This is a genomic window from Natronosporangium hydrolyticum, from assembly GCF_016925615.1.
Lineage (GTDB): Bacteria > Actinomycetota > Actinomycetes > Mycobacteriales > Micromonosporaceae > Natronosporangium > Natronosporangium hydrolyticum.
The window spans coordinates 207,997-230,424 of record NZ_CP070499.1; the positions used below are offsets into that span (position 1 = coordinate 207,997).

Annotated in this window: 18 protein-coding genes; 7 read left to right on the top strand and 11 right to left on the bottom strand. The window is 71.9% G+C overall.

What is annotated here, in order from left to right; translation table 11 throughout:
- Positions 1-27 precede the first annotated feature (27 nt).
- Positions 28-633 carry a flavodoxin family protein gene (locus JQS43_RS01035; protein ID WP_239677172.1) on the top strand — a complete coding sequence of 202 codons (606 nt, stop codon included), beginning with the start codon at positions 28-30 and terminating at the stop codon, positions 631-633.
- Between the two features lie 39 nt (positions 634-672).
- Here JQS43_RS01035 and JQS43_RS01040 read toward each other — a convergent pair whose 3' ends face one another.
- Genes JQS43_RS01040 through JQS43_RS01050 form a run of 3 tightly spaced genes read right to left on the bottom strand, consistent with a single transcriptional unit; the run spans position 673 to position 3,243 of the window.
- Complete coding sequence (locus JQS43_RS01040) at positions 673-1,491, bottom strand: ABC transporter permease (protein ID WP_239677173.1); 819 nt, start codon at positions 1,489-1,491, stop codon at positions 673-675.
- Complete coding sequence (locus tag JQS43_RS01045) at positions 1,484-2,254, bottom strand: ABC transporter permease (RefSeq protein ID WP_239677174.1); 771 nt, start codon at positions 2,252-2,254, stop codon at positions 1,484-1,486. Before JQS43_RS01045 ends, JQS43_RS01040 begins: the two co-directional genes overlap by 8 nt.
- The gene (locus JQS43_RS01050; RefSeq protein WP_239677175.1) at positions 2,251-3,243 is read right to left on the bottom strand and encodes an ABC transporter ATP-binding protein; all 993 of its coding nucleotides are present in this window, start codon (positions 3,241-3,243) and stop codon (positions 2,251-2,253) included. Before JQS43_RS01050 ends, JQS43_RS01045 begins: the two co-directional genes overlap by 4 nt.
- Before the next feature lie 63 nt (positions 3,244-3,306).
- Here JQS43_RS01050 and JQS43_RS25990 point away from each other — a divergent pair, with 63 nt between their 5' ends.
- Positions 3,307-6,024, top strand: coding sequence for a LuxR C-terminal-related transcriptional regulator (locus tag JQS43_RS25990; RefSeq protein WP_275580993.1), 2,718 nt, complete (start codon positions 3,307-3,309; stop codon positions 6,022-6,024).
- Between the two features lie 491 nt (positions 6,025-6,515).
- On the opposite strand, the gene JQS43_RS01065 is transcribed toward JQS43_RS25990, so the two are convergent.
- The 4 genes from JQS43_RS01065 to JQS43_RS01080 form a co-directional block, all read right to left on the bottom strand.
- A complete protein-coding gene (locus JQS43_RS01065; protein ID WP_239677176.1) occupies positions 6,516-8,201 on the bottom strand; it encodes a serine/threonine-protein kinase in 1,686 nt (561 codons plus the stop codon).
- A 30-nt stretch (positions 8,202-8,231) separates the two neighbouring features.
- Complete coding sequence (locus JQS43_RS01070; RefSeq protein WP_239677177.1) at positions 8,232-8,858, bottom strand: hypothetical protein; 627 nt, start codon at positions 8,856-8,858, stop codon at positions 8,232-8,234.
- 95 nt (positions 8,859-8,953) lie between these two features.
- Entirely contained in the window at positions 8,954-11,542 is a 2,589-nt protein-coding gene (gene clpB / locus JQS43_RS01075; RefSeq protein WP_239677178.1) for an ATP-dependent chaperone ClpB, read from the bottom strand.
- A gap of 63 nt (positions 11,543-11,605) precedes the next feature.
- Positions 11,606-12,217, bottom strand: coding sequence for a DUF1707 SHOCT-like domain-containing protein (locus JQS43_RS01080; protein ID WP_239677179.1), 612 nt, complete (start codon positions 12,215-12,217; stop codon positions 11,606-11,608).
- Between the two features lie 274 nt (positions 12,218-12,491).
- Between JQS43_RS01080 and JQS43_RS01085 the strand changes: the two genes are divergently transcribed.
- Complete coding sequence (locus JQS43_RS01085; RefSeq protein WP_239677180.1) at positions 12,492-12,920, top strand: hypothetical protein; 429 nt, start codon at positions 12,492-12,494, stop codon at positions 12,918-12,920.
- A 17-nt stretch (positions 12,921-12,937) separates the two neighbouring features.
- Here the strand turns inward: JQS43_RS01085 and JQS43_RS01090 are convergent, their stop codons facing one another.
- The 4 genes from JQS43_RS01090 to dnaK are packed head-to-tail and all read right to left on the bottom strand — an operon-like array spanning position 12,938 to position 17,233.
- On the bottom strand, positions 12,938-13,342 hold the full coding sequence (locus JQS43_RS01090) for a heat shock protein transcriptional repressor HspR (RefSeq protein WP_275580994.1): 405 nt from the start codon (positions 13,340-13,342) through the stop codon (positions 12,938-12,940).
- Entirely contained in the window at positions 13,335-14,510 is a 1,176-nt protein-coding gene (dnaJ, locus tag JQS43_RS01095; RefSeq protein ID WP_239677181.1) for a molecular chaperone DnaJ, read from the bottom strand. The genes JQS43_RS01090 and dnaJ overlap by 8 nt, the downstream gene beginning before the upstream one ends.
- A gap of 33 nt (positions 14,511-14,543) precedes the next feature.
- Complete coding sequence (grpE, locus tag JQS43_RS01100; protein WP_239677182.1) at positions 14,544-15,350, bottom strand: nucleotide exchange factor GrpE; 807 nt, start codon at positions 15,348-15,350, stop codon at positions 14,544-14,546.
- Positions 15,347-17,233: a molecular chaperone DnaK gene (dnaK, locus tag JQS43_RS01105; protein WP_239677183.1), complete on the bottom strand. Its 1,887-nt coding sequence runs from the start codon at positions 17,231-17,233 to the stop codon at positions 15,347-15,349. The genes grpE and dnaK overlap by 4 nt, the downstream gene beginning before the upstream one ends.
- 277 nt (positions 17,234-17,510) lie before the next feature.
- Here dnaK and JQS43_RS01110 point away from each other — a divergent pair, with 277 nt between their 5' ends.
- The 4 genes from JQS43_RS01110 to arfB all read left to right on the top strand — a co-directional run bounded on the left by JQS43_RS01110 (position 17,511) and on the right by arfB (position 22,321).
- On the top strand, positions 17,511-18,986 hold the full coding sequence (locus tag JQS43_RS01110; RefSeq protein ID WP_239677184.1) for a dynamin family protein: 1,476 nt from the start codon (positions 17,511-17,513) through the stop codon (positions 18,984-18,986).
- On the top strand, positions 18,983-20,575 hold the full coding sequence (locus JQS43_RS01115) for a GTPase (protein WP_239677185.1): 1,593 nt from the start codon (positions 18,983-18,985) through the stop codon (positions 20,573-20,575). Before JQS43_RS01110 ends, JQS43_RS01115 begins: the two co-directional genes overlap by 4 nt.
- Before the next feature lie 59 nt (positions 20,576-20,634).
- Positions 20,635-21,774: a hypothetical protein gene (locus JQS43_RS01120; protein ID WP_239677186.1), complete on the top strand. Its 1,140-nt coding sequence runs from the start codon at positions 20,635-20,637 to the stop codon at positions 21,772-21,774.
- Between the two features lie 124 nt (positions 21,775-21,898).
- A complete protein-coding gene (arfB, locus tag JQS43_RS01125) occupies positions 21,899-22,321 on the top strand; it encodes an alternative ribosome rescue aminoacyl-tRNA hydrolase ArfB (RefSeq protein WP_239677187.1) in 423 nt (140 codons plus the stop codon).
- Positions 22,322-22,428: the final 107 nt, after the last annotated feature.

A 22,428-nucleotide genomic window follows, 5' to 3' on the forward strand; every position in this document is an offset into this window, starting at 1 on the left:
CGCAATGGCCCTTGGTCACTACATTCTGTGACCCGTGGCCCTGGCTGGCGCGGGGCGGTCGGCCAGACGCTGGAGCTGGACCCGAAGGGGGCGACGGTGATGCGAGCACTTCTGGTGTACGAGTCGATGTTCGGCAACACCCAGCAGGTCGCCGAGGCGGTCGGGGCTGGCCTGGCCGAACAGCTCGACGTGACCGTGTACGAGGTCGGGCAGGCCCCCACCACCGTCGGCGGCGGCATTGACCTGCTGGTAGTCGGCGGTCCAACCCACGCGTTCGGATTGAGCCGGCCGGCGACCCGCAAGTCCGCCGCGGACCAGGTTGCCGAGGAGCCCGAACGGGTGCTGGTCTCGACCGGGCCAGGTATCCGGGAGTGGCTGGAGACCGTTGCGGTCGAGGGGGCGCCGGCGGCGGCCGCGTTCGACACCCGGGTCCGGGTCCGTTTCCTGCCCGGCTCGGCGGCGCGCGCCGCCCAGCGCCGGCTCCGCCGGCTCGGCTGCCGGCTGCTGGTGCCGGCGGAGTCGTTCTGGGCTGCTGGCGCGCCCGGGCCGCTGCGCCCTGGGGAATTGGAGCGGGCCCGGCAGTGGGGGGCTCGGCTCGCCGCCGTGCTCACCCCCCGCCGCCCGGTGCCCTAACGCCCGGTGCTCTAACATCCCGGTTCCCTAAGCCGGGCCCTAGTCGGCGAACTCGATCGTGCCCCTCCGGCGGCCGACCGATGCGAGCCGTTCCAGCAGGAAGGCGGCGAGGAGCAACCAGCCGGCGGCGATCCCGAGCGCGAGCAACAGCGGCATGATCACCTCCGCGACCCGGATGCCGGCGGCGGGCGGGTCGGCCAGGACCCGGATCGCCGCCAGCCCGTGGGTGAGCGGCAGCGCCTGTGCCGCCGCCTGCACCCAACCGGGCCAGAACGACACCGGCACCATCACTCCGCAGATCAGCATCATCGCCACCTGGGCGATGTTGGAGACCACGTTGCGCAGGTCCATCGCGGCGAGCACCAGCGCCGCCAGGACAAGCGCGAAGCAGTACGTGGTGATTGCGACCACGATCAGCGCGCCGACCGTCGCCAGGGCGGTGCCGACGGTCCAGGTGACCCCGAACGCCGGGCCGACGGCGAAGAGCGCCACCGACGCGGTGAGCACCCCGCTGGGTAGCCACTGCACGCTCCGGCCGACGAAGACCGGCCACAGCCGGGTCGGCGCGGCCACCAGCAGCGGCAGGGTCCCCTGGCGGCGTTCCCAGGTGGTCGACGGCACGCAGAGCAGCGCCTCCATGGCGGTCACCATCACCGCGTTGCCGATGAAGAGGTACCGGGTCGCCTCCGGCGAGTCGAGCAGCAGCCCGATCATGGCGAAGAAGATCACCTGCGCCACCACCCGGCCCGTCCAGCCGAGGGCCCAACTCAGCGGCGAGTACATCACCCACATGTCGGCCCAGGCGTTGGCGGTGCTGTACCGCAGCGCCCGCAACGGCCGCCCCCACCGCTCACGCATAGCTCAGACTCCCGGTCCGCCGGAGCCGGTTGACCGCCCCGCGCAGCAGCACCAGCCCCAGGCCGTAGCCGGCCAGTCCGAGCGCCAGCACCATCGCCAGCCGGGGCAGCAGCTGTGGTACGGCGGCGGGGGTCATCGCGTCCCGCAAGAGATCCGCCGACCAGGAAAGGAAAACCGCCCGGGAGACCGGCTCCACCCAGCCGGGTAGGAACGACACCGGCACCATCACCCCACCGAGGACATAGAACGGATAGTTGAGCGAGTTCTGGAAGGCGCGGGCGGAGCGGGCGAGGACAAACAGCGCCGACATCACGCTGGCGGTCCCGGCCATCGCCGCCGCGGTCACCAACAGGGTGGCGACGAAGGCCACCGGGTGGTGCACCGGTACCACCACCCCGAAGGTCAGCCACGCCGCCAACCATGACTCGGCGAACCCGACCAGGCTGAGCAGGACCACTGCGGCGATCCGGCCGGTGATCACGCTGGCGAACGAGACCGGGGTCGCGATCAGCGCCTCCAACGACGCGTTCTCCCGCTCTCGGGTGATGAGCTCACCGGCGACGATCAGTGAGACTGTCCACAGCACGATCAGGGCCGGCGCCAACACCGCGTACGGGGCCAGGTCGTCCCGGCCGGCGTGCCGGGTGATGGCGAGGAACACCAGCGTCATCAACGGGGCGGTCACCAACGCCACCAGGTCACCGAAGGCGCGGCGCAGCACCGCCAGTTGGAACCGGAAACCGGCGACCAGGGCCGCGATCACGACCGGACCCCCATCCCGCGGTCCCCGATCACCCGCAGGTAGACCTCTTCCAGACTGGGCTGTTCGGTGGCGACCGCGGTGACGCCCGCGTCGAGCAGCGCCCGCAGCACTCCGGGGGCGGTCTCCTCGGCAGCGGTCTCCACCCGGAGCCCATCCGGCGGGACCCGGTGCACCTCGGCGACGCCGGGCAGTTGGGCCAGCTCGTCGACGAGCCGCTCGGCGACCGGGGCCGGCACCTCCCGGGCGACCACCCGGGCGAACGTGGAGATCCACCGGCTGAGCGTGGCCGGCCGTTCGGTGGCGAGCAGCCGGCCGCCGTCGATCAAGGTGACCCGGTCGCAGACCGCCTCCGCCTCGGCCATGTCGTGGGTGGTGAGCAGCACCGTGCGGCCCTCGCCGCGCAGCTCGTCCACCAGCGTCCGGAACTCCCGGGCGGCGACCGGATCCATCCCGGTGGTGGGCTCGTCCAGCAGCACCACCTGGGGATCGCCGACCAGCCCCCGGGCTAGGTGCAGCCGTTGTTTCATGCCCCGGCTGAACCCCTCGACCCGGTGCCCGGCCCGCTCGGCCAGGCCTACCCGTTCCAGTAGGGTGTCGACCCGATCCCGCAGCTCGCGGCCTCGCAGCCCGTAGAGGGAGGCCCAGAACTGGAGGTTCTGCCGGGGGGTCAGCCGGCTGTAGAGACCGCGTTCACCGCCGAAGACGATGCCGATGCGGCGGCGTACTGCCCCGGTCTGGCGGACCACGTCGTGTCCGAGGACGGCGGCCTCGCCAGCGGTGGGAAGCAGCACAGTGGAGAGGATCTTGCAGAGGGTGGTCTTGCCGGCGCCGTTCGGGCCGAGTAGGCCGTGGACCTCACCGGCTGGCACGGTGAGGTCCACGCCGTCGAGCGCTACGACCTCCGGCGCCCGGCGCCGCCCCCCGTACACCCGGCGTAGCTGGTGGACCTCGACCGCCGGCACCGGGGCAGTCTGCGTCGTCTGGGACATGGCGATGATGATGCCGGAGCGCAACCGACGGCGGCGTACGTATAAATGACTACACTGCCGGTGATGGATGGCGAGGTCGATCTGGTGGAGCGGGAGCAGGAGCTCGCCACCCTCCGGTCGGCCGTGGCGGCCGGCGCCCGGGCGGTGGTGGTCACCGGTCCGGCCGGGGTGGGCAAGAGCCGGCTGTTACGGGAGGCAGTGTCCGCGTGGGCGGGCGCCGGGGGTATGTCCGCGTGGGCGGGCAGCCGGGCGATGGCCAGCCCGACCGCGCCGGTGCCGTTCGGGGTGGTGGACGACCTGTTGCTGGCCGCCGCCGGGACCGATACCGGGACCGCCGACGCCGGTGGGTACCCGCACCGGCAGCGGCTGCTCGCGCTGCGCCAGCTACCCGGCCCGCTGATCGTGGAAGATCTGCAGTGGGCGGACGCGGACAGCCTGGCGGTCCTGGTCGACTTGGTCCGCGGCGACGGCCCGACGCTGCTGGCGAGCGCCCGGGAAGAGCCGCACCGGCCGCTGGTGGCGGCGCTCGCGGCGTTCGCGAGCACCCCACGGGCCGAGACGATCAGCCTCACCGGCCTCTCCACCGGTGGGGTCGTGGCGCTGATCGAAGCCATCTGGGGGGTCGCGCCGCCGGTGCGGACCGCGTTGCAGGTGCGGCGCCGCACCGACGGTCTGCCCTACTGGGTGGAAGAGTTGGCGCGCGGCACCCGGACCCCGGCCGACCTCACCGAGTCGGCGCTGCCCGGGATGGCGAGCGCCGCGCTGCACGTGCGGGTCGCTGAGGCCGGCGCTGGCGCCACCGAGGTGGCGGAGGTGGCGGCGGTGCTCGGCGAGCGGGTCGACCTTGCGCTGCTGCTCGGAGTGCTCGACCAACCGATGACGGCGGTCTTACCGCGGCTGCGACGGCTGGTCGACGCCTGGGTGCTGACCGAGGTCGCCGCCGACCAGTTCGCCTTCCGGCACGAGCTCACCCGCGAGGCGGTAGCCGCGCGGGTGCCGCAGGCCCAGCGCCGGCGGTGGCACGCCCAGGCGTACGCCGTGGTCGCTGCCGCGGGTGCCGGGGATGCCCGGCTCGCCTGGCACGCGGCCGAGGCTGGCCGCGACGCGGACGTGGTGGCTCCGGCGCGGCGGGGCGCCGCCACGCTGCTCGCCGCCGGCTCGGGCGCGGAGGCGCTGCGGTTGGCGGAGATGGCGTTGGCGGCCGGGGCGGAGCCGGCCTGGCCGGTGCACCGGATCGCCGCGCAGGCGGCCTACCTGGCCGGGTGGTTCGACGAGGCCGAGCCGCACGTCGCCGCGTGGCGGGAGGGGGCGCGGCAGGCCGGTCAGGCCGGGGAGGCCGCCGAGGCGGACTGCCTGCGGGCCTCGCTGCGGTGGCGGTCCGGCGATATCGCCGGGCAGTGGGAGGCGTTACAGGATGCCCTGGCACAGCCAGGCCTGGCCGGGCCGGCGCTCGCCCAGGTACGCGCGGCCCGCAGCAACGCCCTGCAGCGCGCGGAGCGCTACGAGGAGGCGGTGACCGAGGCCGGCCTGGTGCTCGCAGCCGCCGGTCCGGCCGACCCGGCCCGCCGCGCCGCCCTGATCAGCAAGGGCACCGCGATCTCCGGCCATCGAGGACTCGCCGTCGCAGCCCCGGACGTGGCGGCCCAGGAGGCGCTGCACCGGCAGGGCCTAGCGCTGCTCGAACAGGCCGAACAGGAGAGCGAGGCCGCCGGCGACCTGCTCAACCTCGGCCGGGCGATCAACAACAGCCTGGGCATCCGACTGTTCCGGCTGCCCGCGGCGGAGCAGTGGGACGAGTGGACGAAGACCCGGGCACGCGCGGAGCGGCTGGGGCTGCACGCCTCGCTCGGGAAGATCGTTCGGCACGGGATCGATCTCGCGGTCTGGACCGGTGAGTGGGAGCGTGGCTGGCGGGCGGTGATCGGCCGGTTGCCGGAGGAGGCCGAGCCGGTGGAGCGGGTGGTGCTCGCGGCCAAGGCGGCGCTGTTGGCGCTCGAGGCGGACCACCTGGCGGAGGCGACCCGGCTGGCTGAGCGCAGCACCCGGGCGGCGGCGGGCATGGACCAGTTCTGGGCGGTGCTCTACATCGCGCTGCTCGAGGTGGCGTTCGCCGCCCGGACCGGCACGCCGGCGCTCACCACGAAGGCGCTGCGCCGCTACCGACTAGCGGTGTCGCCGGAAGCCCACCGCAAGCGCGGCCACCGGGCCTGGGAGGCGGCCGAGTGGGCGCTCATCGGCGGCGTTCCGCCGGCGACCGTGCGGGCCTTTCTAACTGCGACGGTGCCGGCGGGCCTGCCGGCGATCTGCGCGGACGAGGCGGAGCTGGCGTTGGCCGAGGCGGCCGGTGACGACGCCGCGGCGATCGCCGCCGGTGACCGGCTACGTAACGGCGCGTCGCAGGTCACGGCGCCGTACGGCGCGGTTTCCTGGGGCAGCGCACTCACCCAACTCGGGCGGAGTCTGCTCCGCACCGGCCGGGTCGAGGCCGCGGCGGCCTGCGCCGAGCAGGCGTGTGCGGTGTTGGCTAACTGGCCGGGCCACCGACTCGCCGCCGCGCAGGAGCTGCGGCGCGCCGCGACCGGGCCGACCAGGCGGCTGACCGCCCGGGAACGGCAGGTCCTAGACCTGATCGTGGCGGGCCTGACCAATCGGGAGATCGCTGAGCGGCTGGGGGTGGCCGCCCGTACCGTGGCGGTGCACGTCTCCCGAGTCCTGGCCAAGACCGGGTCGGCGTCGCGGACCGAACTCGCCGTCCGGCAACTGCGGGCCGGCGGCGGTTAGCCGCCCGACCAGCCGCGGTTGCCGCGGTCTCGCGGCCGGGTCACGGCGTCGGCGTCGGGCTGAAGATCAAAGGCCCGGCAGTTGTACGTCACGCGGCGGGCCGTACAGCTGTCGGGTAGTTGATCAACGAGGGGCGGCGCCTCGGAGTGATCCGCCACCGGCGAGTTGACCAGCGGTCGGGCAGGCACCTCAGCGGACCTCGTGGCCGCGTGCGTGCCGCCAGTCAGCCGCTTGGTCGGTTGAGTGGTGATCCACTAGTGCGACAAACCAGGTTGATACTGGCAAAACGGGCGCCACTCAACCCACCAAGAAATAAGGGCCTGCAGAGTGCCAGTGATCTTGGACTCCGCTGGGCCCGATTTATATTCGGCTATGCCCGTTTCGTGCTGCTCGGGCGACCAGGTAACGGCTATCGCAGCCCTCATTCATCTCAGCGGAGCCAGGGCGGGCCGGACGCTACGCGATGGGCTGAATCTCCGTATTGGTATGGCTTACTGGTGATGGTAAGGCGGCGGTGCGGCGCCGGGGGAGCGGCGAAGATACCGGCCCACCGAGGGCAGCATCAGTATGACCAGCCCCAGGAGCAGCGCCAGGAAACCGATACCGGCCACCGGCCCGCTCACCGATTCGTACCACGCTGGCAACGAGGAGCGCAGCGCCACGGTGAACTCGTTGTCGACCTCGCCGCCCAGGCCCAGCTGCGCATACCACCAGCCCGGGGCGCAGCAGCCGAGTAACGGCAGGCCGAGGGTGAACGCCCAGCCGCGGGATCCGCGCCGGCCCAAAAAGACCTGCACCGCGATGAGTAGGTAGGCCAGGCCCACCGCGGCGAGGCCAGCGGTGAGCACGAGCAGGGTGGTGCTCACCGCGCCGTGGTAGTTGTCGAACCGTGAGCCGGCGAGTTCCCGCCCCACGTCGGCAGCCTGATCCGCCACCAGGAATGTGGCCAGGCTGTAGCCGAGCAGGCCGAGCGCGGCGATCAGCAACAGGCCCGCCGCGAGGGCTACCGGCACCGGCCGCTCCTGCGCCGCCCACGGCGGCGGCGAGCTGCGTGGCGCGGGTCGGGGGCGTTGCTGCTCCCGCCGCGCTGCGCCGCCGTCACCCGGCTGGGCCCCGGGCGCCTGGTGCGACCCGCGTGCCGACGGCGAGCTGGCTGCCTGCGCCGGCCCGGCTTGCTGGTGCGCCCCCGGTGGCTGGTGCGACCCGCGCGCCGGCGGCGAGCTGGAAGGCTGGTGGTGGCCGGAGAGCGGGGCCGCCGGCGGCGGCGCGGGCGGCACCGGCCGGGGCGGGGCCGCCCGGCCGGCGGCGTAGTCCCGGCGGGTGGGCGCGGCCGGCGGGGCCGGGGCGGTGGCGGCGCTCGCCCCGGCGGTCGCCGCCCGCTGCGTCGCGCTGGCCATCTCCCGGGCGGTCGCCCACCGCTGCTCCGGCTCGGTGGCCAGCGCCCGGTCGAGCACCGCCCGCACCGCTGGCGGCACCGTCGGCGGCAACGGCGGCGGTGGCTCCTGCAGCCGCTTCATCGCGATCTCGAACGGGTTGTCGCCGTCGAACGGCCGTTGCCCGGTCAAGCATTCGTAGCCGACCACACCAAGCGCGTACAGGTCGGAGCGGGCCGTGGCCGGCCGGCCCAACACCTGCTCCGGGGAGAGGTACTGCGGCGTGCCGACGATCGCGCCGGCCGCGGTGAGCGCGGCGTTGCCGGCCGACCGGGCGATGCCGAAGTCGGTGAGTACCAGGGTGTCGTCGGCGGTGACGAGCAGGTTGCCGGGCTTGATGTCGCGGTGGACCACCCCCTTGTCGTGGGCGGCCTGCAGCGCCTCGGCGGCCTGGGACATCAGCCGCATGGCCCGGGCCGGGTCCAAGCGACCAGAGCGGTGCAGCACCTCGGCCAGCGACTCGCCCTCGACATACTCCATGACCAGAAACGCCCCGGCGGCGTCGCCGTGGTAGTCGTGGATGCCGACGACGCCGGGGTGCCGGATCGTGGCCATGGTGCGCGCCTCGGCCAGGAACCGGTCGGCGAACCCTGGTTCGGCGACCAGCTCCCGGCGCATCAGCTTGACCGCCACGCTGCGGCCGAGCACCTGATCGGTGGCTCGCCACACCTCTCCCATGCCGCCACCGCCGACCCGGTCGTCGAGCCGGTAACGGTTGGCGAGCAGCGTGCCTGGGCCGGACATTCTCCTCCCCGATGAACCAGACCCGCCGGCTCAGCCGACCGGTGGGTAGCCCGGCGGCGGCTGGAACTGCTGCTCAGGCTTGCGGAAGAACTCGTTGGACGGCGGCAGCGCCAGCAACAGCAGTCCAGCGGCGAGCGCCAGCACCCCGATCACGGTGGAGGTCGTGGTGAGCGGCGCGAACCAGCCGGGCTCGTACTGAGCCATGATCTCGACGATCTCTTCGGTGTCCGGCAGGTTCGGGTCGTCGGTATCTCCCATTCCGGAGGTGACGTCGCCGAGCGCGATGCCGATCAGCGAGACGCCGCCGCAGCACAGGCCGACACCGCCGACCACCCAGGTAGCGATGCGGGACCCGTTGCGGCCCTGGTTGTTGAAGACGGTGAGGATCGCCAGCGCGATTCCGAAGAGCAGGTAGACGACCCCGGCGATGAGCGTGGAGGCGGCCATCACCCCGGCGATGTCGGCTAGCTCCGTGCCCTCGTACGCCGCCTCGAACCCGTCGCTGAGGTCGCCCAGCGCCGCCACGGAGGCGATCAGGTAGATCAGCGCCGCCACGGCCACCACCAGCATCAGAATGCCCGCGATGGTGACCGTGGTTGGCCGGGTGCGGGGCGCTGGCGCGGATGGTGGTGGCGGTGCGGTGAAGCCGTCCGACATGAAAACCTCCTCGTCCGATCGCCCACACCGTACCGGATCGCGACAACCCCCCGTTGCAGTGACGCCCCCGCCCGGCTGGGCGGGGGCGAAGCGGGTCAGGTGACGACCCGCAGCCCGTCCTTCGTCTCGGTCAGCTCCACTCGGATCGTGTCGCCCTCGGTCACCTCGCCGGCGAGTAGCCGCCTAGCCAATTGGTCCCCGATCGCCGATTGCACCAGCCGGCGCAGTGGCCGGGCACCGTACACCGGGTCGTAGCCGTGGCGGGCCAGCCATTCGCGGGCCGGGTCGTCGACCACCAGCGTCAACCGCCGGTCGGCGAGCCGATGCCGTAGCCGGTCCAGTTGGATGTCGACGATCGTGCTCAAGTCCGCTGTGGTCAGCGAGTCGAAGACCACAATGTCGTCGAGGCGGTTCAGGAACTCGGGTTTGAAGTGCGAGCGCACCACCGCGAGGACGGCGTCCCGCCGCTGCTCCACGGGCACGGTGGGGTCGGCCAGCGTGGTCGAGCCGAGGTTTGAGGTGAGCACCAGGATCGAGTTGCGGAAGTCGACCGTCCGGCCCTGCCCGTCGGTGAGCCGGCCGTCGTCGAGCACCGCCAGCAACAGGTCGAACACGTCGGGGTGAGCCTTCTCCACCTCGTCGAGCAGGATCACCGAGTACGGCCGGCGGCGCACCGCCTCGGTGAGCTGGCCACCCTCGTCGTACCCGACGTAGCCGGGCGGGGCCCCGACGAGCCGGGCCACCGTGTGTTTCTCGCCATACTCGCTCATGTCGATGCGGACCATCGCCCGTTCATCGTCGAAGAGGAACTCCGCGAGCGCCTTGGCGAGCTCGGTCTTGCCCACCCCGGTCGGGCCCAGGAACAGGAACGAACCGGTCGGCCGGTCCGGGTCCGCGATGCCCGCCCGGGCCCGGCGGACCGAGTCGGCGACGGCGCCGACCGCCTGCTGCTGGCCGACCACCCGGGTGCCGAGCGACGCCTCCATCCGGAGCAGCTTGCCGCTCTCGCCCTCCATCATCCGGCCGGCCGGGATGCCGGTCCAGCTGGCGACGACGGCGGCGATGTCGTCCTCGCCGACCTCCTCGTTGAGCATCGCACCTTGCGCTTGCAGCCGGCCGAGCTCCTCCTCTGCGGCGACGAGTTCGCGTTCGAACTCCGGGATGCGTCCGTAGCGCAGCTCGGATGCGCGGGTGAGGTCCAGGTCGCGCTCGGCGCGGTCGGCCTCGCCGCGAAGCGACTCCAGTTGTTCTTTGGCGGCGGAGATCTTGGTGATGTGCTCTTTTTCGGTCCGCCACCGTTCCGAGACCGCGGTGTGCTGCTCGCGTTTGTCGGCGAGTTCGGCGCGCAGCCGGGCGAGTCGTTGCGCCGAGGCCGCGTCGTCCTCCTTGGAGAGAGCCATCTCTTCGATCTCCAGCCGGCGCACCGCCCGCTCGACCTCGTCCACCTCGACCGGCCGAGAGTCGATCTCCATCCGGAGCCGGGAAGCGGCCTCGTCGACCAGGTCGATCGCCTTGTCCGGCAGGAACCGGTCGGTGATGTAGCGGTCGGAGAGCGCGGCGGCGGCGACCAGCGCGGCATCGGTGATCCGGACGCCGTGGTGGACTTCATATCGCTCTTTGAGGCCGCGCAGGATGCCGACCGTGTCGGTGACGGACGGCTCGCCGACCACGACCGGCTGGAAGCGGCGCTCCAGCGCCGGGTCTTTCTCGATGTGTTCGCGGTACTCGTCGAGCGTGGTGGCGCCGACCATGCGCAGCTCGCCGCGGGCGAGCATGGGTTTGAGCATGTTGCCGGCGTCCATCGAACCCTCGCCCTTGCCCGCGCCGACCACGGTGTGCAGCTCGTCGAGGAAGGTGATGATCTGCCCGTTGCTGGCCTTGATCTCCTCCAGCACGGACTTCAACCGCTCCTCGAACTGGCCCCGATATTGGGCGCCCGCGACCATCGCCCCCAGGTCCAGGCTCACCAGTCGCTTTTCCCGGAGGCTCTCAGGTACGTCACCGGCGTCGATGCGCTGCGCAAGGCCCTCCACGATCGCGGTCTTGCCGACGCCCGGCTCGCCGATCAGCACCGGGTTGTTTTTGGTGCGCCGGCTGAGCACCTGGATCACTCGACGGATCTCGGTGTCGCGGCCGATCACCGGGTCGAGCCGGCCCTCCTTCGCCAGCGCGGTGAGGTCCACACCGTACTTCTCCAGGGCCTGGTAGCTCTGCTCCGGATCGGCGCTGGTGACCCGGCGGTCCCCACCCCGGACCTGGGGAAAGGCGGCCACCAGCGCGTCGGTGGTGGCGCCGGCCTCGCGCAGGGTGGTGGCGACCGAGCCGGCGATCTGGGCGAGCCCGGCCAGCAGGTGCTCGGTGGAGACATACTCGTCGCCGAGCGGGCGCGCCACCTGCTCGGCGGCGTTTACCGCGTTGACGAGTTCGCGGGCGAGCGACGGCTCGGCCACCGACGCGCCGCGGGCGCTGGGTAGCTGCTCGACCGCGCGGGCAGCTGCGCGGCGGACATCGGCCGGGTTGGCGCCGACCGCGCGCAGCAGCGCCCCGGCGGTGGAGCCGCCGGTGTCGAGCAGGGACAGTAGTAGGTGCCAGGGCTCGACGGTGGCGTGGCCCTGGGTCGCCGCGGAGGCGACCGCGGCCCGGATGACTTCACGACTCTTGGTCGTCAGGCGCTCCACGTTCACAAGAGTTGAGCGTACCCGACTCAACCCGGCAGTCGCCACTTTAGTAGCCGGCGCGCTACCCGGTTACCAGCGCCAGTGCAGGAACCGTCGCTGCTGCCGGACGAGCAGGGTCCCCGCCCACTGCCGGCCACTCACCACGATGTGCGGATGGCCGGTGGGCTCCGACGACGTCGCGATCTTGCGGATCTTCACGCTGCTGGCGAACATGCCGGCCTCCAGCCCCTCGACGTTCACCGAGGCCTCGGGGGGCAGCACCAACACCACCGTCCCGGCGTACACGTCGAGCGCCAGCTCGACCACCCGGCTCCGGATCACCGCCTCGGTGAAGTCGAGCTTCACGGTCCCGGCCTTGCTGTTGACCGACAACCGCTGGGGCACCAACCACCGGCTCTCCCGTTTGACCGTCGACGCGGTGGTCCGGATCTCACCGTACGCCGGTGCGACCGCCGTCCCCGGCTGCTCCCCCGCGCCGCTGGCGCCGCCCCCCGGGCCCGGCAGGTCAGCCAGGTGCGGCGCCACCTCGGAGGCGGTGCGGGCGCGCAGCACCGCCGCCACCCGCTCGTCGAACTCGGCCATGGTGAGGCGGCCCTCGGTCACCGCGTCATTGAGCCGCTGCACCGCGCGATCCCGGTCAGCGTCGGAGATCCGCAACTCAGGTCGGGGCTGTTCGTCCACGCCCTGACTCTACGGCCCGGCCGGTGACTACAGCGCCTTCCCTGCTTCCTGGTCTGTTTATGACTCCTGGCCTATTTATTCCGATCGCTACGTAATGGCGGCTCTCCATCACCTCCACCCTGGTAACACGCCATTTGACGGGTTTCCCGGTTGATTCATGATCGTGATCGAGGGGGAGCTGCCGAATCGTCGTAACAGTAGGGCAACAGACCTACCGCTGGCCGCGGCGGCACGTTAGCGTATTTCGCGCGGCATACCAGCGTCAGGAGTTATCGTGACCGTGCAACCGCCGGCCTTCCGAGGCTTCGCAAACATGGTGGACCCGACCGCGGCGGAGTTGCGCGAATGGGCCTACCAGCCCGATTCGGTGTCGCTGCAGAGCATGCCGCCCGACTGGGACCTCCTCGTCTCCGGTGACCACCTGATCGGGACCCTGTTCGAACTGGCGCTCGACCCCGACTGCCCGGCGCGTCGATTCGCACTGCACTGTCTCTACATCTACGCCGCCGACGGCATCCGGACCAACTTCCGGGCGCATCCTCGGCGGCGACTGCGCAAGCTGATGGATCAGGCCGAGTCGGAGGGCGACGAGGTGCTCGCCACCTGGGCACACAATGCACGGCTGCTGATGTCGCGGCCAGAACTCTTCGACTACCACGAATGGTGCGAGGGCGGCTTGGTGCGGCATCCGCGCCGGTTGTGAGCACCGCCAGCGCTCGGCTACCGCCGTCGGGCGGTCCGGTAGAGCACCACATCGGTGGATGGCCGGCTGGTGGGGAGCAGATCCCGGCGCGGGAACGCGGAGATCGACTCCAGCTCGGCGATCCGTTGGTACGCCGCCGCCAGCTCGTGCTCCATCGTCGCCAGCCGGTCCTGCAGATCGGCGGTGGCGCGCTCCAGTTCGATGATCCGCTTCACCCCGGCCAGGTTGATCCCCTCGTCCTGACTGAGCCGCTGGATCTCCCGCAGCAGCGCCACGTCGCGGATGCTGTAGCGGCGCCCGCCCCCCGGGGTCCGCTCCGGCTGGACGAGGCCCAGCCGGTCGTACTGCCGCAGGGTCTGCGGGTGCATGCCGGCCAGTTTCGCCGCGGCCGAGATGATGAGGACCTTACCGTCGTCAGCCACTGGATGCTCCCTCTCCGGTCGTCGCCCGCTGCTCCAGGTGGAAGCGGGGCGCCGGCCCGGTCGCCTCGGCGAACGACTCCAGCGCCGTCCGCGCCTCCTTCGACAACTCTGCCGGCACCACTACCTCGACCGTGACCAGCAGGTCGCCGGTGGTGCCGTCGCGGCGGGTCACTCCTTTGCCGCGGGCCCGCAGGGTACGCCCGGACGGGGTGCCGGGCGGGACCCGCAGTGTGACCGGGCTGTCTAGTGTGGGCACCCGCAGATCGGTCCCGAGCACCGCCTCCGGGAAGGTGATCGGCACGGTGAGGGTGAGGTCGTCGCCGTTACGGCCGAACAGGTCGTCCGGCCGGACCCGGACCCGGACGTAGAGGTTGCCAGCGGGTCCGCCCCGCGCTCCGGGCTCGCCCCGGCCGGAGAGCCGGATCCGTTGGCCGTCCTGCACGCCCGGCGGGATCCGGACGGTGATCCGGCGGCTCTTGGTGACGCCGCCGGTGCCCCGGCACTCCGGGCACTGCTCCTCGACGATCGTGCCCACCCCTTGGCACTCCCGGCAGGGCTCCGAGAAGCTGAACGCTCCCTGGTTGCGGGTGACCAGCCCGGAGCCCTGACACTGGGCGCAGGTACGGGGTTGGGTGCCGGGCTTGGCGCCGCTGCCGTGACAGGTGTCGCACGGCCCCGGCGAGCGGAGCGTCAGCGGCAGAGTGGCGCCGTGGACCGCGTCGGAGAACTCCAACACGACCTCGGTCTCGACATCCCGGCCGCGGGCCGGACCACCGGTCCGCGGCCGGGACGGGCCGCCGCCCGTGAAGATCGAGCTGAACAAGTCGGAGAAGCTGCCGCCGCCGAAGCGGCGGTCGTCGGCGCCGGCGCCACCGAAGATGTCGGAGACGTCGAATGGCGGCTGTTGGGCTCCCCGCCGAAAGGCGCCGGAGCTGAACAGCGAACGCATCTCGTCGTACTCCTTGCGCCGCTGCTCGTCCGCCAGGACGTGGTAAGCCTCGGAGACCTCCTTGAACCGGGTCTCGGCGTCGACGTTGCCCGGATTGTGATCCGGATGCAGATCGCGGGCGAGCTTGCGGTATGCCTTCTTGACCTCCCCCGTCGAGGCGGTCTTAGGCACCCCGAGGACCTGGTAGAAGTCCTTCTCCAACCAGTCCTTCGAGCTCATCCATCTCCTCCTTGCTCGGCCGGTGACTCCGGGTCAGGGCGACTCGGACGAGCCGGGCTCGTCCGAGTCCGCATCCGCCGTCGGCGACGCCTCGCCGGCTGGGCCGGCGCCCGACTCGCCGGGGTCGGCGACCGCGACCATCGCTGGCCGGAGCAGCCGGTCGCCGAGCGAGTAACCCCGCCGGAGCACGTCCACACAGGTCGGCTCGGTGACCTCGGCTGAGGTCAGGTGCGCCACCGCCTCATGGTGGGTGGGGTCGAACGGATCGCCCTGCTCACCGAAGGCGGCGAGGCCGAACTTGCCGGCGGTGGCCGCCAGCTGGTCGACGATCGCCGCCACACCATCGGAGAGTTCGCCGTGGTCACGGGCCCGATCCAGGTCGTCGAAGACCGGCAACAGGGCGCGGAAGACGGCCGCGGTCGCCTCGTCCGCGGCGACCGCCCGGTCCCGCTCGACCCGGCGCCGATAGTTGGCGTACTCGGAGTTGATCCGCTGGAGATCGCGGGTGCGGTCGTCCAGCTCACCGCGGAGCGCGTCGAGCTCCGCGCCGAGGCCACCGGCGGCCGGTTGGTGGACCTCGCCGGTCGACTTCGGCGCCGGTTCGCTGGCGGCGTCGTGCCCCGCCGAGGGCTTCCCCTCGGCGGCGTGTTTGCCGGTCGCCGGTTCGTCGTCGTCGGCGGCGTGCTTACCGGAACCGCCGTTCGGCTGGTCGGCGGCGTGCTTGCCGGCCGAGTTGGACCGCCGCTTGTCCCGGACCACGATCCGCTCCGCTTCTGGCTCGCCGTCGCGGTCCGGGGCCGGTGGCCCCGGACCGCCGCTGGGCTCCTCAGCTGTGGTCACTTCTTGTCATCCTCGTCAATGATCTCGGCATCTACCACGTCCTCGGGGCCGGTGCGGTCACCGCTCTGGCCACCGCCGGCGCCGTCGGACGACTCGCCAAAGGTAGCGTCACCCGCGCCCTCGGCGCCGCCCTGACCGGCTGCCCCGGTCTGGGCGTAGAGCTTCGTGCTGGCCTCCTGCATCGCCTCGTTGAGCGTGTCGTGTGCGGACTTGATCGTGGCCGCGTCGGTCCCGCCGAGCGCCGACCGCAGGTTACCCAGCGCGTCGTTGACCTTGCTGCGGGAATCCTCGGGCAGCTTGTCACCGCTCTCGGCAAGGAACTTCTCGGTCTGCCACAGGGCCTGCTCGGCGACGTTGCGGGTCTCCGCCTCTTCGCGCCGCCGCTTGTCCTCGTCGGCGTGCTCCTGGGCGTCGCGCATCATCTGGTCGATGTCGTCCTTCGGCAGCGCGGAGCCACCGGTGATGGTCATCGACTGCTCCTTGCCGGTGCCGAGGTCCTTCGCGCCGACGTGGACGATCCCGTTGGCGTCGATGTCGAAGGTGACCTCGATCTGCGGCACTGCCCGCGGCGCCGGTGGGATGCCGGTCAGCTCGAAGGTGCCCAGCTTTTTGTTGTACTGAGCGATTTCGCGCTCGCCCTGGAACACCTGGATCAGCACCGAGGGCTGATTGTCGTCGGCGGTGGTGAAGACCTCCGAACGCTTGGTCGGGATGGTGGTGTTCCGCTCGATCAACTTGGTGAAGATGCCGCCCTTGGTCTCGATCCCCAGGCTCAGCGGGGTGACGTCGAGCAGCAGCACGTCCTTGACCTCGCCCTTGAGGACGCCGGCCTGCAGCGCCGCCCCGGCGGCGACCACCTCGTCCGGGTTGACGCCCTTGTGCGGCTCCTTGCCGCCGGTGAGCTCCTTCACCAGATCGGTGACGGCCGGCATCCGAGTCGAGCCACCGACCAGGATCACGTGGGCGATGTCGGCGACCTTCACCCCGGCGTCCTTGATCGCCTGCTGGAACGGCACCCGGCAGCGGTCCAGCAGGTCCTGGGTCATGCGCTGGAACTCCGACCGGCTCAGGGTCATGTCCAGGTGCAGCGGACCGGACGAGCTGGCGGTGATGTAGGGCAGGTTGATCGAGGTGGTGGTGGCGGCGGAGAGTTCGATCTTGGCCTTCTCGGCCGCCTCCTTGAGCCGCTGCATCGCCATCTTGTCCTGCGACAGGTCGATCCCGTGCTGACCGCGGAAGGACTTGACCAGGTGGTCGATGATCCGCTCGTCCCAGTCGTCGCCGCCGAGGTGGTTGTCGCCGTGGGTGGCCTTCACCTCGATGACGCCCTCGCCGATGTCCAGCAGCGACACGTCGAAGGTGCCGCCGCCCAGGTCGAAGACGAGGACGGTCTGCTCCTTCTCGCCCTTGTCGAGCCCGTAGGCGAGCGCTGCGGCGGTCGGCTCGTTGATGATTCGGAGCACGTTGAGCCCGGCGATCTCGCCGGCCTCCTTGGTGGCCTGCCGCTGCGCGTCGCTGAAGTACGCCGGGACCGTGACCACCGCGTCGCCGACCGGCTCGCCGAGGTAGGACTCGGCGTCCCGCTTGAGCTTCATCAGCACCCGGGCGGAGATCTCCTGCGCGGTGTACTGTTTGCCGTCGATGTCGACCGACCAGCTGGTGCCCATCTCCCGCTTGACCGAACGGATGGTCCGGTCCGGGTTGGTCACCGCCTGGCGCTTGGCCACCTCACCGACGAGCACCTCGTTGTTTTTTGCGAACGCCACGATCGACGGCGTGGTACGTGAACCCTCGGCGTTGGGGATCACGTTGCCTTCGCCGCCCTCGAGCACGCTGACGCATGAGTTGGTCGTACCCAGGTCGATACCGACCGCACGTGCCATGATGTGTGTTCCTCCGGAAGACGGGCGGCCGGTTCGCACCCCAGCGCGGTCGGCCGCCTAAGTTGAGTTGACCTGGCTCAATCCTGCCACAGCCTAGTGGAGGCGCAAAGTCGGGTTGAGTCGGTTCGACTCAAGTGGGGGTGGGAGCAGCGTTGAGTTGAGCCAGGACCGCTCAAGAGTTGAGCCGGCCTTGTGCGGGCTTGCCGGGATCGGGCAGGCTTAGTCCGTGACGACAGGGGGTGACCAGGTTCACGAATTCGTACCCGTGGTGCGGGCTGTGCGCGATGCGGTCGCGGCGGTCGAGTTCCCGCTTCCCACGGCCACGGCGCGCGAGGCCACGACCGCGGCAGAGATGCTCCAGGCGCAGCTGGACGACTATCTCCTGCCGAGGCTGACCCTGCCGGGGGCACCATTGCTGGTGGTGGTCGGCGGATCCACCGGAGCCGGCAAGAGCACCCTGGTCAACAGTCTGGTGCGCGCTCCGGTGAGCGCGGCCGGGGTGTTACGCCCAACCACCCGCGCGCCGGTGCTGGTCTGCCACCCGGCCGACGCCGGGTGGTTCCGCGGCAGCCCGCTGCTGGAGAACGTCGCCCGCGCCGCCGAGGGCGGTGCCGGCAGCCGGGGCACCCGCAGCCGGTTGGACCGCCGCGCGGTGGCCCCGCAGCTGGTCACGGCGCCCGCGCTGCGTCCCGGGGTGGCCTTCCTCGACGCCCCGGACATCGACTCGACCGTGGCTGCCAACCGGACCCTCGCCCACCGGCTCTTCGCCGCCGCCGACCTGTGGCTCTTCGCGACCACCGCGAACCGGTACGCCGACGCGGTGCCCTGGCGGCTGCTGCGCGCCGCTCGCGATCGCCGCGCGGTCGTGGCGATGGTGCTGGCGCGGGTGCCGCTCGCCGCCACCGATGAGGTGGCGGGGTTGCTGACCCACCTGCTGCGGCAGCAGCAACTCGCCGAGGTGCCGGTGTTCGTCCTACCCGAGACCAGGGTGGCGCGACAAGGCATGCTGCCGGAGAGCGCCACGGCGCCGCTCCGGCGCTGGTTCGACGCCCTCGCCGGCGACGAGGCGGCGCGCGGGAGCGTGATTCGACACACCCTCAACGGCGCGCTGTCGGTGGTGGCACCGCAGCTGGGTGCCCTGGCGGCGGCCGCGGACGAGCAGCTGGCGGTGGCCGAGGCCCTCGCGGAGCAGGTCGGACTCGCCTACGGGGTGGCCCGCGGTCAGGTCGAGCAGGGGTTGCGGGCCGATCCGGCGACCCCGGCCGTTCCCGCGCCGACCGCCGGCGAACCGGCCGACCGCACCGGCTCGGCCCCGGCCACCACCACCGCGGCCCACCGTTCACCCGCCCGGCACCGGCAGACCGCTGGCGAGGCGGCCCTGATCCAGCTGGTGCAGAGCGCCGCCGCCGACGCCGCCGAGCAGACCGAGAGTGCCTGGCGTTCCCACCCGGTCGGGGCGGCGTTGCTGGGCCCCGAGGCGGTCGGCGCCAACCCGGACCTACCCCGGCAGGTGCAGCGGGTGGCCCGGGAGCATCCGCCAGCGGAGTGGCCGACCCGGGTCGGCGACGTGCTCGACGCGGAGGCAGCGCAGTGGCTCAGCCGGCTGGCCGGCGTACCGCTGGACGGCGGGCCCGCCATCCAGCTCCGGCAGGCAGCCGCCGCGTTGGCGCAGCACCGTTCCCCGGCCGATCCGGCCGCCGAAAGCCCGACCAGCCCGGCGACCGTGCCGGCTACCTCGGAGAGTGGTTGGTGACCAGAGCCGTCGACCAGGTGCTTGCGCAGCTGCGAACCGACGCCCGGTTCGATGCCAGCATGCTGGCCATCCGGATCAATGCGCTGGACCGGTTCCGGCGCGCCACGTCGCTGCACCTGCCCCCCGATTGGCTGGAGCCGGCGCAGCAGGTCTCCGTCCGGGCCAGCGAACGGCTGGCGCTGTCCCGGCTGCACACGGTCGTGGCGATCGCCGGGCCGACCGGAAGTGGCAAGTCGACCATGTTCAACGCGCTGGCAGGCATGACCATCTCCCCGGTCGGGGTCCGCCGCCCCACCACCAGCGGGGTGTACGCGTGTGTCTGGGGCTCGCCGACCGACGCCGCGCCGGTGCTGGACTGGGTCGGGGTGCCGCCGTCGAAACGATTCACCCGCGAGAGCCCGCTCGACGCCGACGACCAGGCCGGCCTGCGCGGGCTGGTGCTGCTCGACCTGCCCGACTTCGACTCGATCGAGCGGGACCACGCCGCCGAGGTCGAGCGGCTGCTAGCCCGGGTCGACCTGGTGATCTGGGTGGTCGACCCACAGAAGTACGCCGACCAGAGCCTGCACGAGCAGCAGCTCCCCGCGATGCGGACACACCAGGACGTCATGGTGATGGCGCTCAACCAGACCGATCTGCTCGCCGCCGACGAGACCGAGCAGGTGCTGGCGGACCTGCGGAAGTTGCTCGTGGACGGTGGCCTCGCCGACGTGCCGGCGCTCGCGACCTCCGCGGTCACCGGGCCGGCCGGGCTGATGGAGCTGCGTTCCCGGCTGGGTCGCGCGGTCACCGCGAAACGCGCGGCGCTGCGGCGGCTCTCCGCCGACCTGGATGAGGTCGTGGCCGGGCTCGCCGACCTGGTCGGCCCGGAGGTGCCGGCCGAGATCGCCCCGGATCGGGAGCTGATCGATGGACTCGCCGCAGCCGCCGGTCTACCCGCGATCACCGAGGCGGTCGCCTGGTCGTACCGGCGCCGGGCCAGCGCCGCCACCGCATGGCCGGTGCCGCGGACACAACCCGGGCCGCCGGTGCTGGCCCCACCCCAGCAGGCCACCCAACGTGCCGCCCTCAGCCTCGCTGCCCGGGCGTTCGCCGCTCGCGCCGCTGACCAGTTGCCGCCGCCCTGGCCGGCGGCGGTCACCGACGCGGCCCGGTCCCGGCTGGAGTCGTTGCCGGCGGCGTTGGCCGGCGCGGTCGCGGTGACCGTGGCCGGTCATCAGACCCGGACTCCCTGGTGGTGGCGGCTGATCGGGGGAGCACAGTGGCTCGCCGCCGGAGCCGCCGCGGTGGGGCTCTGCTGGCTGCTGGTCGGCTGGGTGCTGCGGGTGGTGGCGCTGCCGGTCACCCAGCCCCGGATCGGGCTGATCCTGCTCGTTGGGGGCCTGGGACTGGGGTTGTTGCTGGCGGCGGTGAGCCAGCCGTTGATCTGGTGGGCGGCCCGGGCCGCCCAGTCGCGGGTAGCGGCCGACCTGCGTTCGGTGCTGGCCGAGGTGGCCCGAGAATACTTGGTCTCGCCAGCCCAGGAGGTGCGCCGCGCCTACACCGAGGCCCGGTCAGCGCTGCGCACCGCCGCCGGCGAACGCGGTTGACCGAGGGCGGCGGAGTGGTCGTCCGTCGACCCGGCCCGACGGCCGGCTAGGGTCAGACCATGTCACAAACGCCGTACGACGCCGTGCTTCAGGCCGCGCGCGGGCTACCGGAGGTGGAGACCGCCCTGGCCGCGGAGATGCTGGGCGCGAGCCTGCTCGGCAGCGTCTATGCGATCGCCGACGGTGAGCGCGCCGACGCGGTACGGGAGTTCGTCGGTGGCTTCCTGACCCACACCGCCCGCCGCCGGACCCCGGCTGCCCGGGCAACCCGTAGCGTCTTCGCGGCGCTGGTGCCGCAGGCGGCCGGGGCGGGTCGGGTCCGACCCGGCCCGAACCCGCCGCCGTGGGCAGCCCAGTTGGGCAAGGTCCGGCTGTTGGAAACCTGGGCGTACGGCGATGTCTACGGTGACCAGACCAGCTACCTGGCGACCTTCGCCTATGACGAGCCCGGGGCCGGCGGTGGCGAGCACGCGCTGGTGATCCTGGTCGACCACAACATCGGCATCGTGAAAGATCTGTTCGTCGGCGAGCCCGCGGACAAACTGTTGGACGAGGTACGCCGCGCCGCCGACAGCGACGATCTGGTCTGGCTCAAATCGGTCCCGCCGGCGGTGATGCGGACCCAGGTGGAGTTCCGGCTGGAGATCACCGACAACTTGTCCACATTGCCCGATGGTGGGTCGCTGGCTACCGACCGGCTGCTCGCCAGCGCCCGGCTGGCGACGTTTCCGCAGGCGAGTAACGGTGTCTCCGGGACCGCGCCGTTCGGGCTTTCGGGCTTCGCCGACCTCGATCCGGCGGAGTTGCTGGCTGGGTTTCTCGCCGCCGAGCCGGGCCGGTCGCTCACCGGCGACGGCGGACCCGGCGACGAGGCGGTGCGCTACTCAGTACAGCTGATCCTCGACTTCGTCCGGGACTCGCCGGAGCATGACCCGCTGCGCTGGAGCCCCGCGGTGGCGGGCCTGTTCCTGCTGGACTGGGTCCACCGCCGGGCGGTGCTCAACGAGGACGACGTGGCGGCACTGCCGCAGGTGCTGCGGGCGTGGGTCGCCTGGTCCGCGCGGCAACGCGAGCTGCCGGCCGCGGCGGCCGCCGCCACCGATGAGGCGATCGAGATGATGACTCCGGAGTTCGTCCGGCTGCACGGCGCCGCCCAACCCACCGACCCGCCTTCCTCGATCATCCCCCGCCCCCGCTAACCCTCTCCCACGCGCGATCATGGACCTAGGTACCTGGTCGGCGGGAAATCCGGTGCCGAACCCCATGATCGTTCCGGGTGATTAACACTTCGAACCCTCGCCGCCGGTACGGCATCCTGGATGGGTGGACGACGGACTGGAGATCGTTACCGGTGTGACGCTGCCCGCCCGGGAGCTACGCTGGCGCTTCAGTCGTGCCAGTGGGCCAGGTGGTCAGGGGGTCAACACCACGGACTCGCGGGTTGAACTGAGCTTCGACCTGGCGCGCAGTGGGGCGTTGCCCGATCAGCTGCGGGACCGCGCCCTGCGCCGGCTGGCCGGCCGGCTGGTCGACGGGGTGGTGACCGTGGTCGCCGCTGAACATCGTTCGCAGCTGATGAACCGGCGGGCGGCGGCTGGCCGGCTGGTGGAGCTGTTGGCTGCGGCGGTGGCGCCGCCGGCGCGGCCCCGTCGCCCTACCCGACCGTCGAAGGGCGCGGTGGAGCGGCGGCTGACCGCGAAGCGCCGACGCTCCGAGCGGAAACGGGATCGCCGGCCGCCACTATAGAGCCGGTGCCAGCATGGTTGGGCAGGGAGGGATCTTGCGTCCTGGAATGTCCGACATAACCGGACGCAAGATCCCTCCCCAGCCAACCAAGGTATGCATGAGGCTAG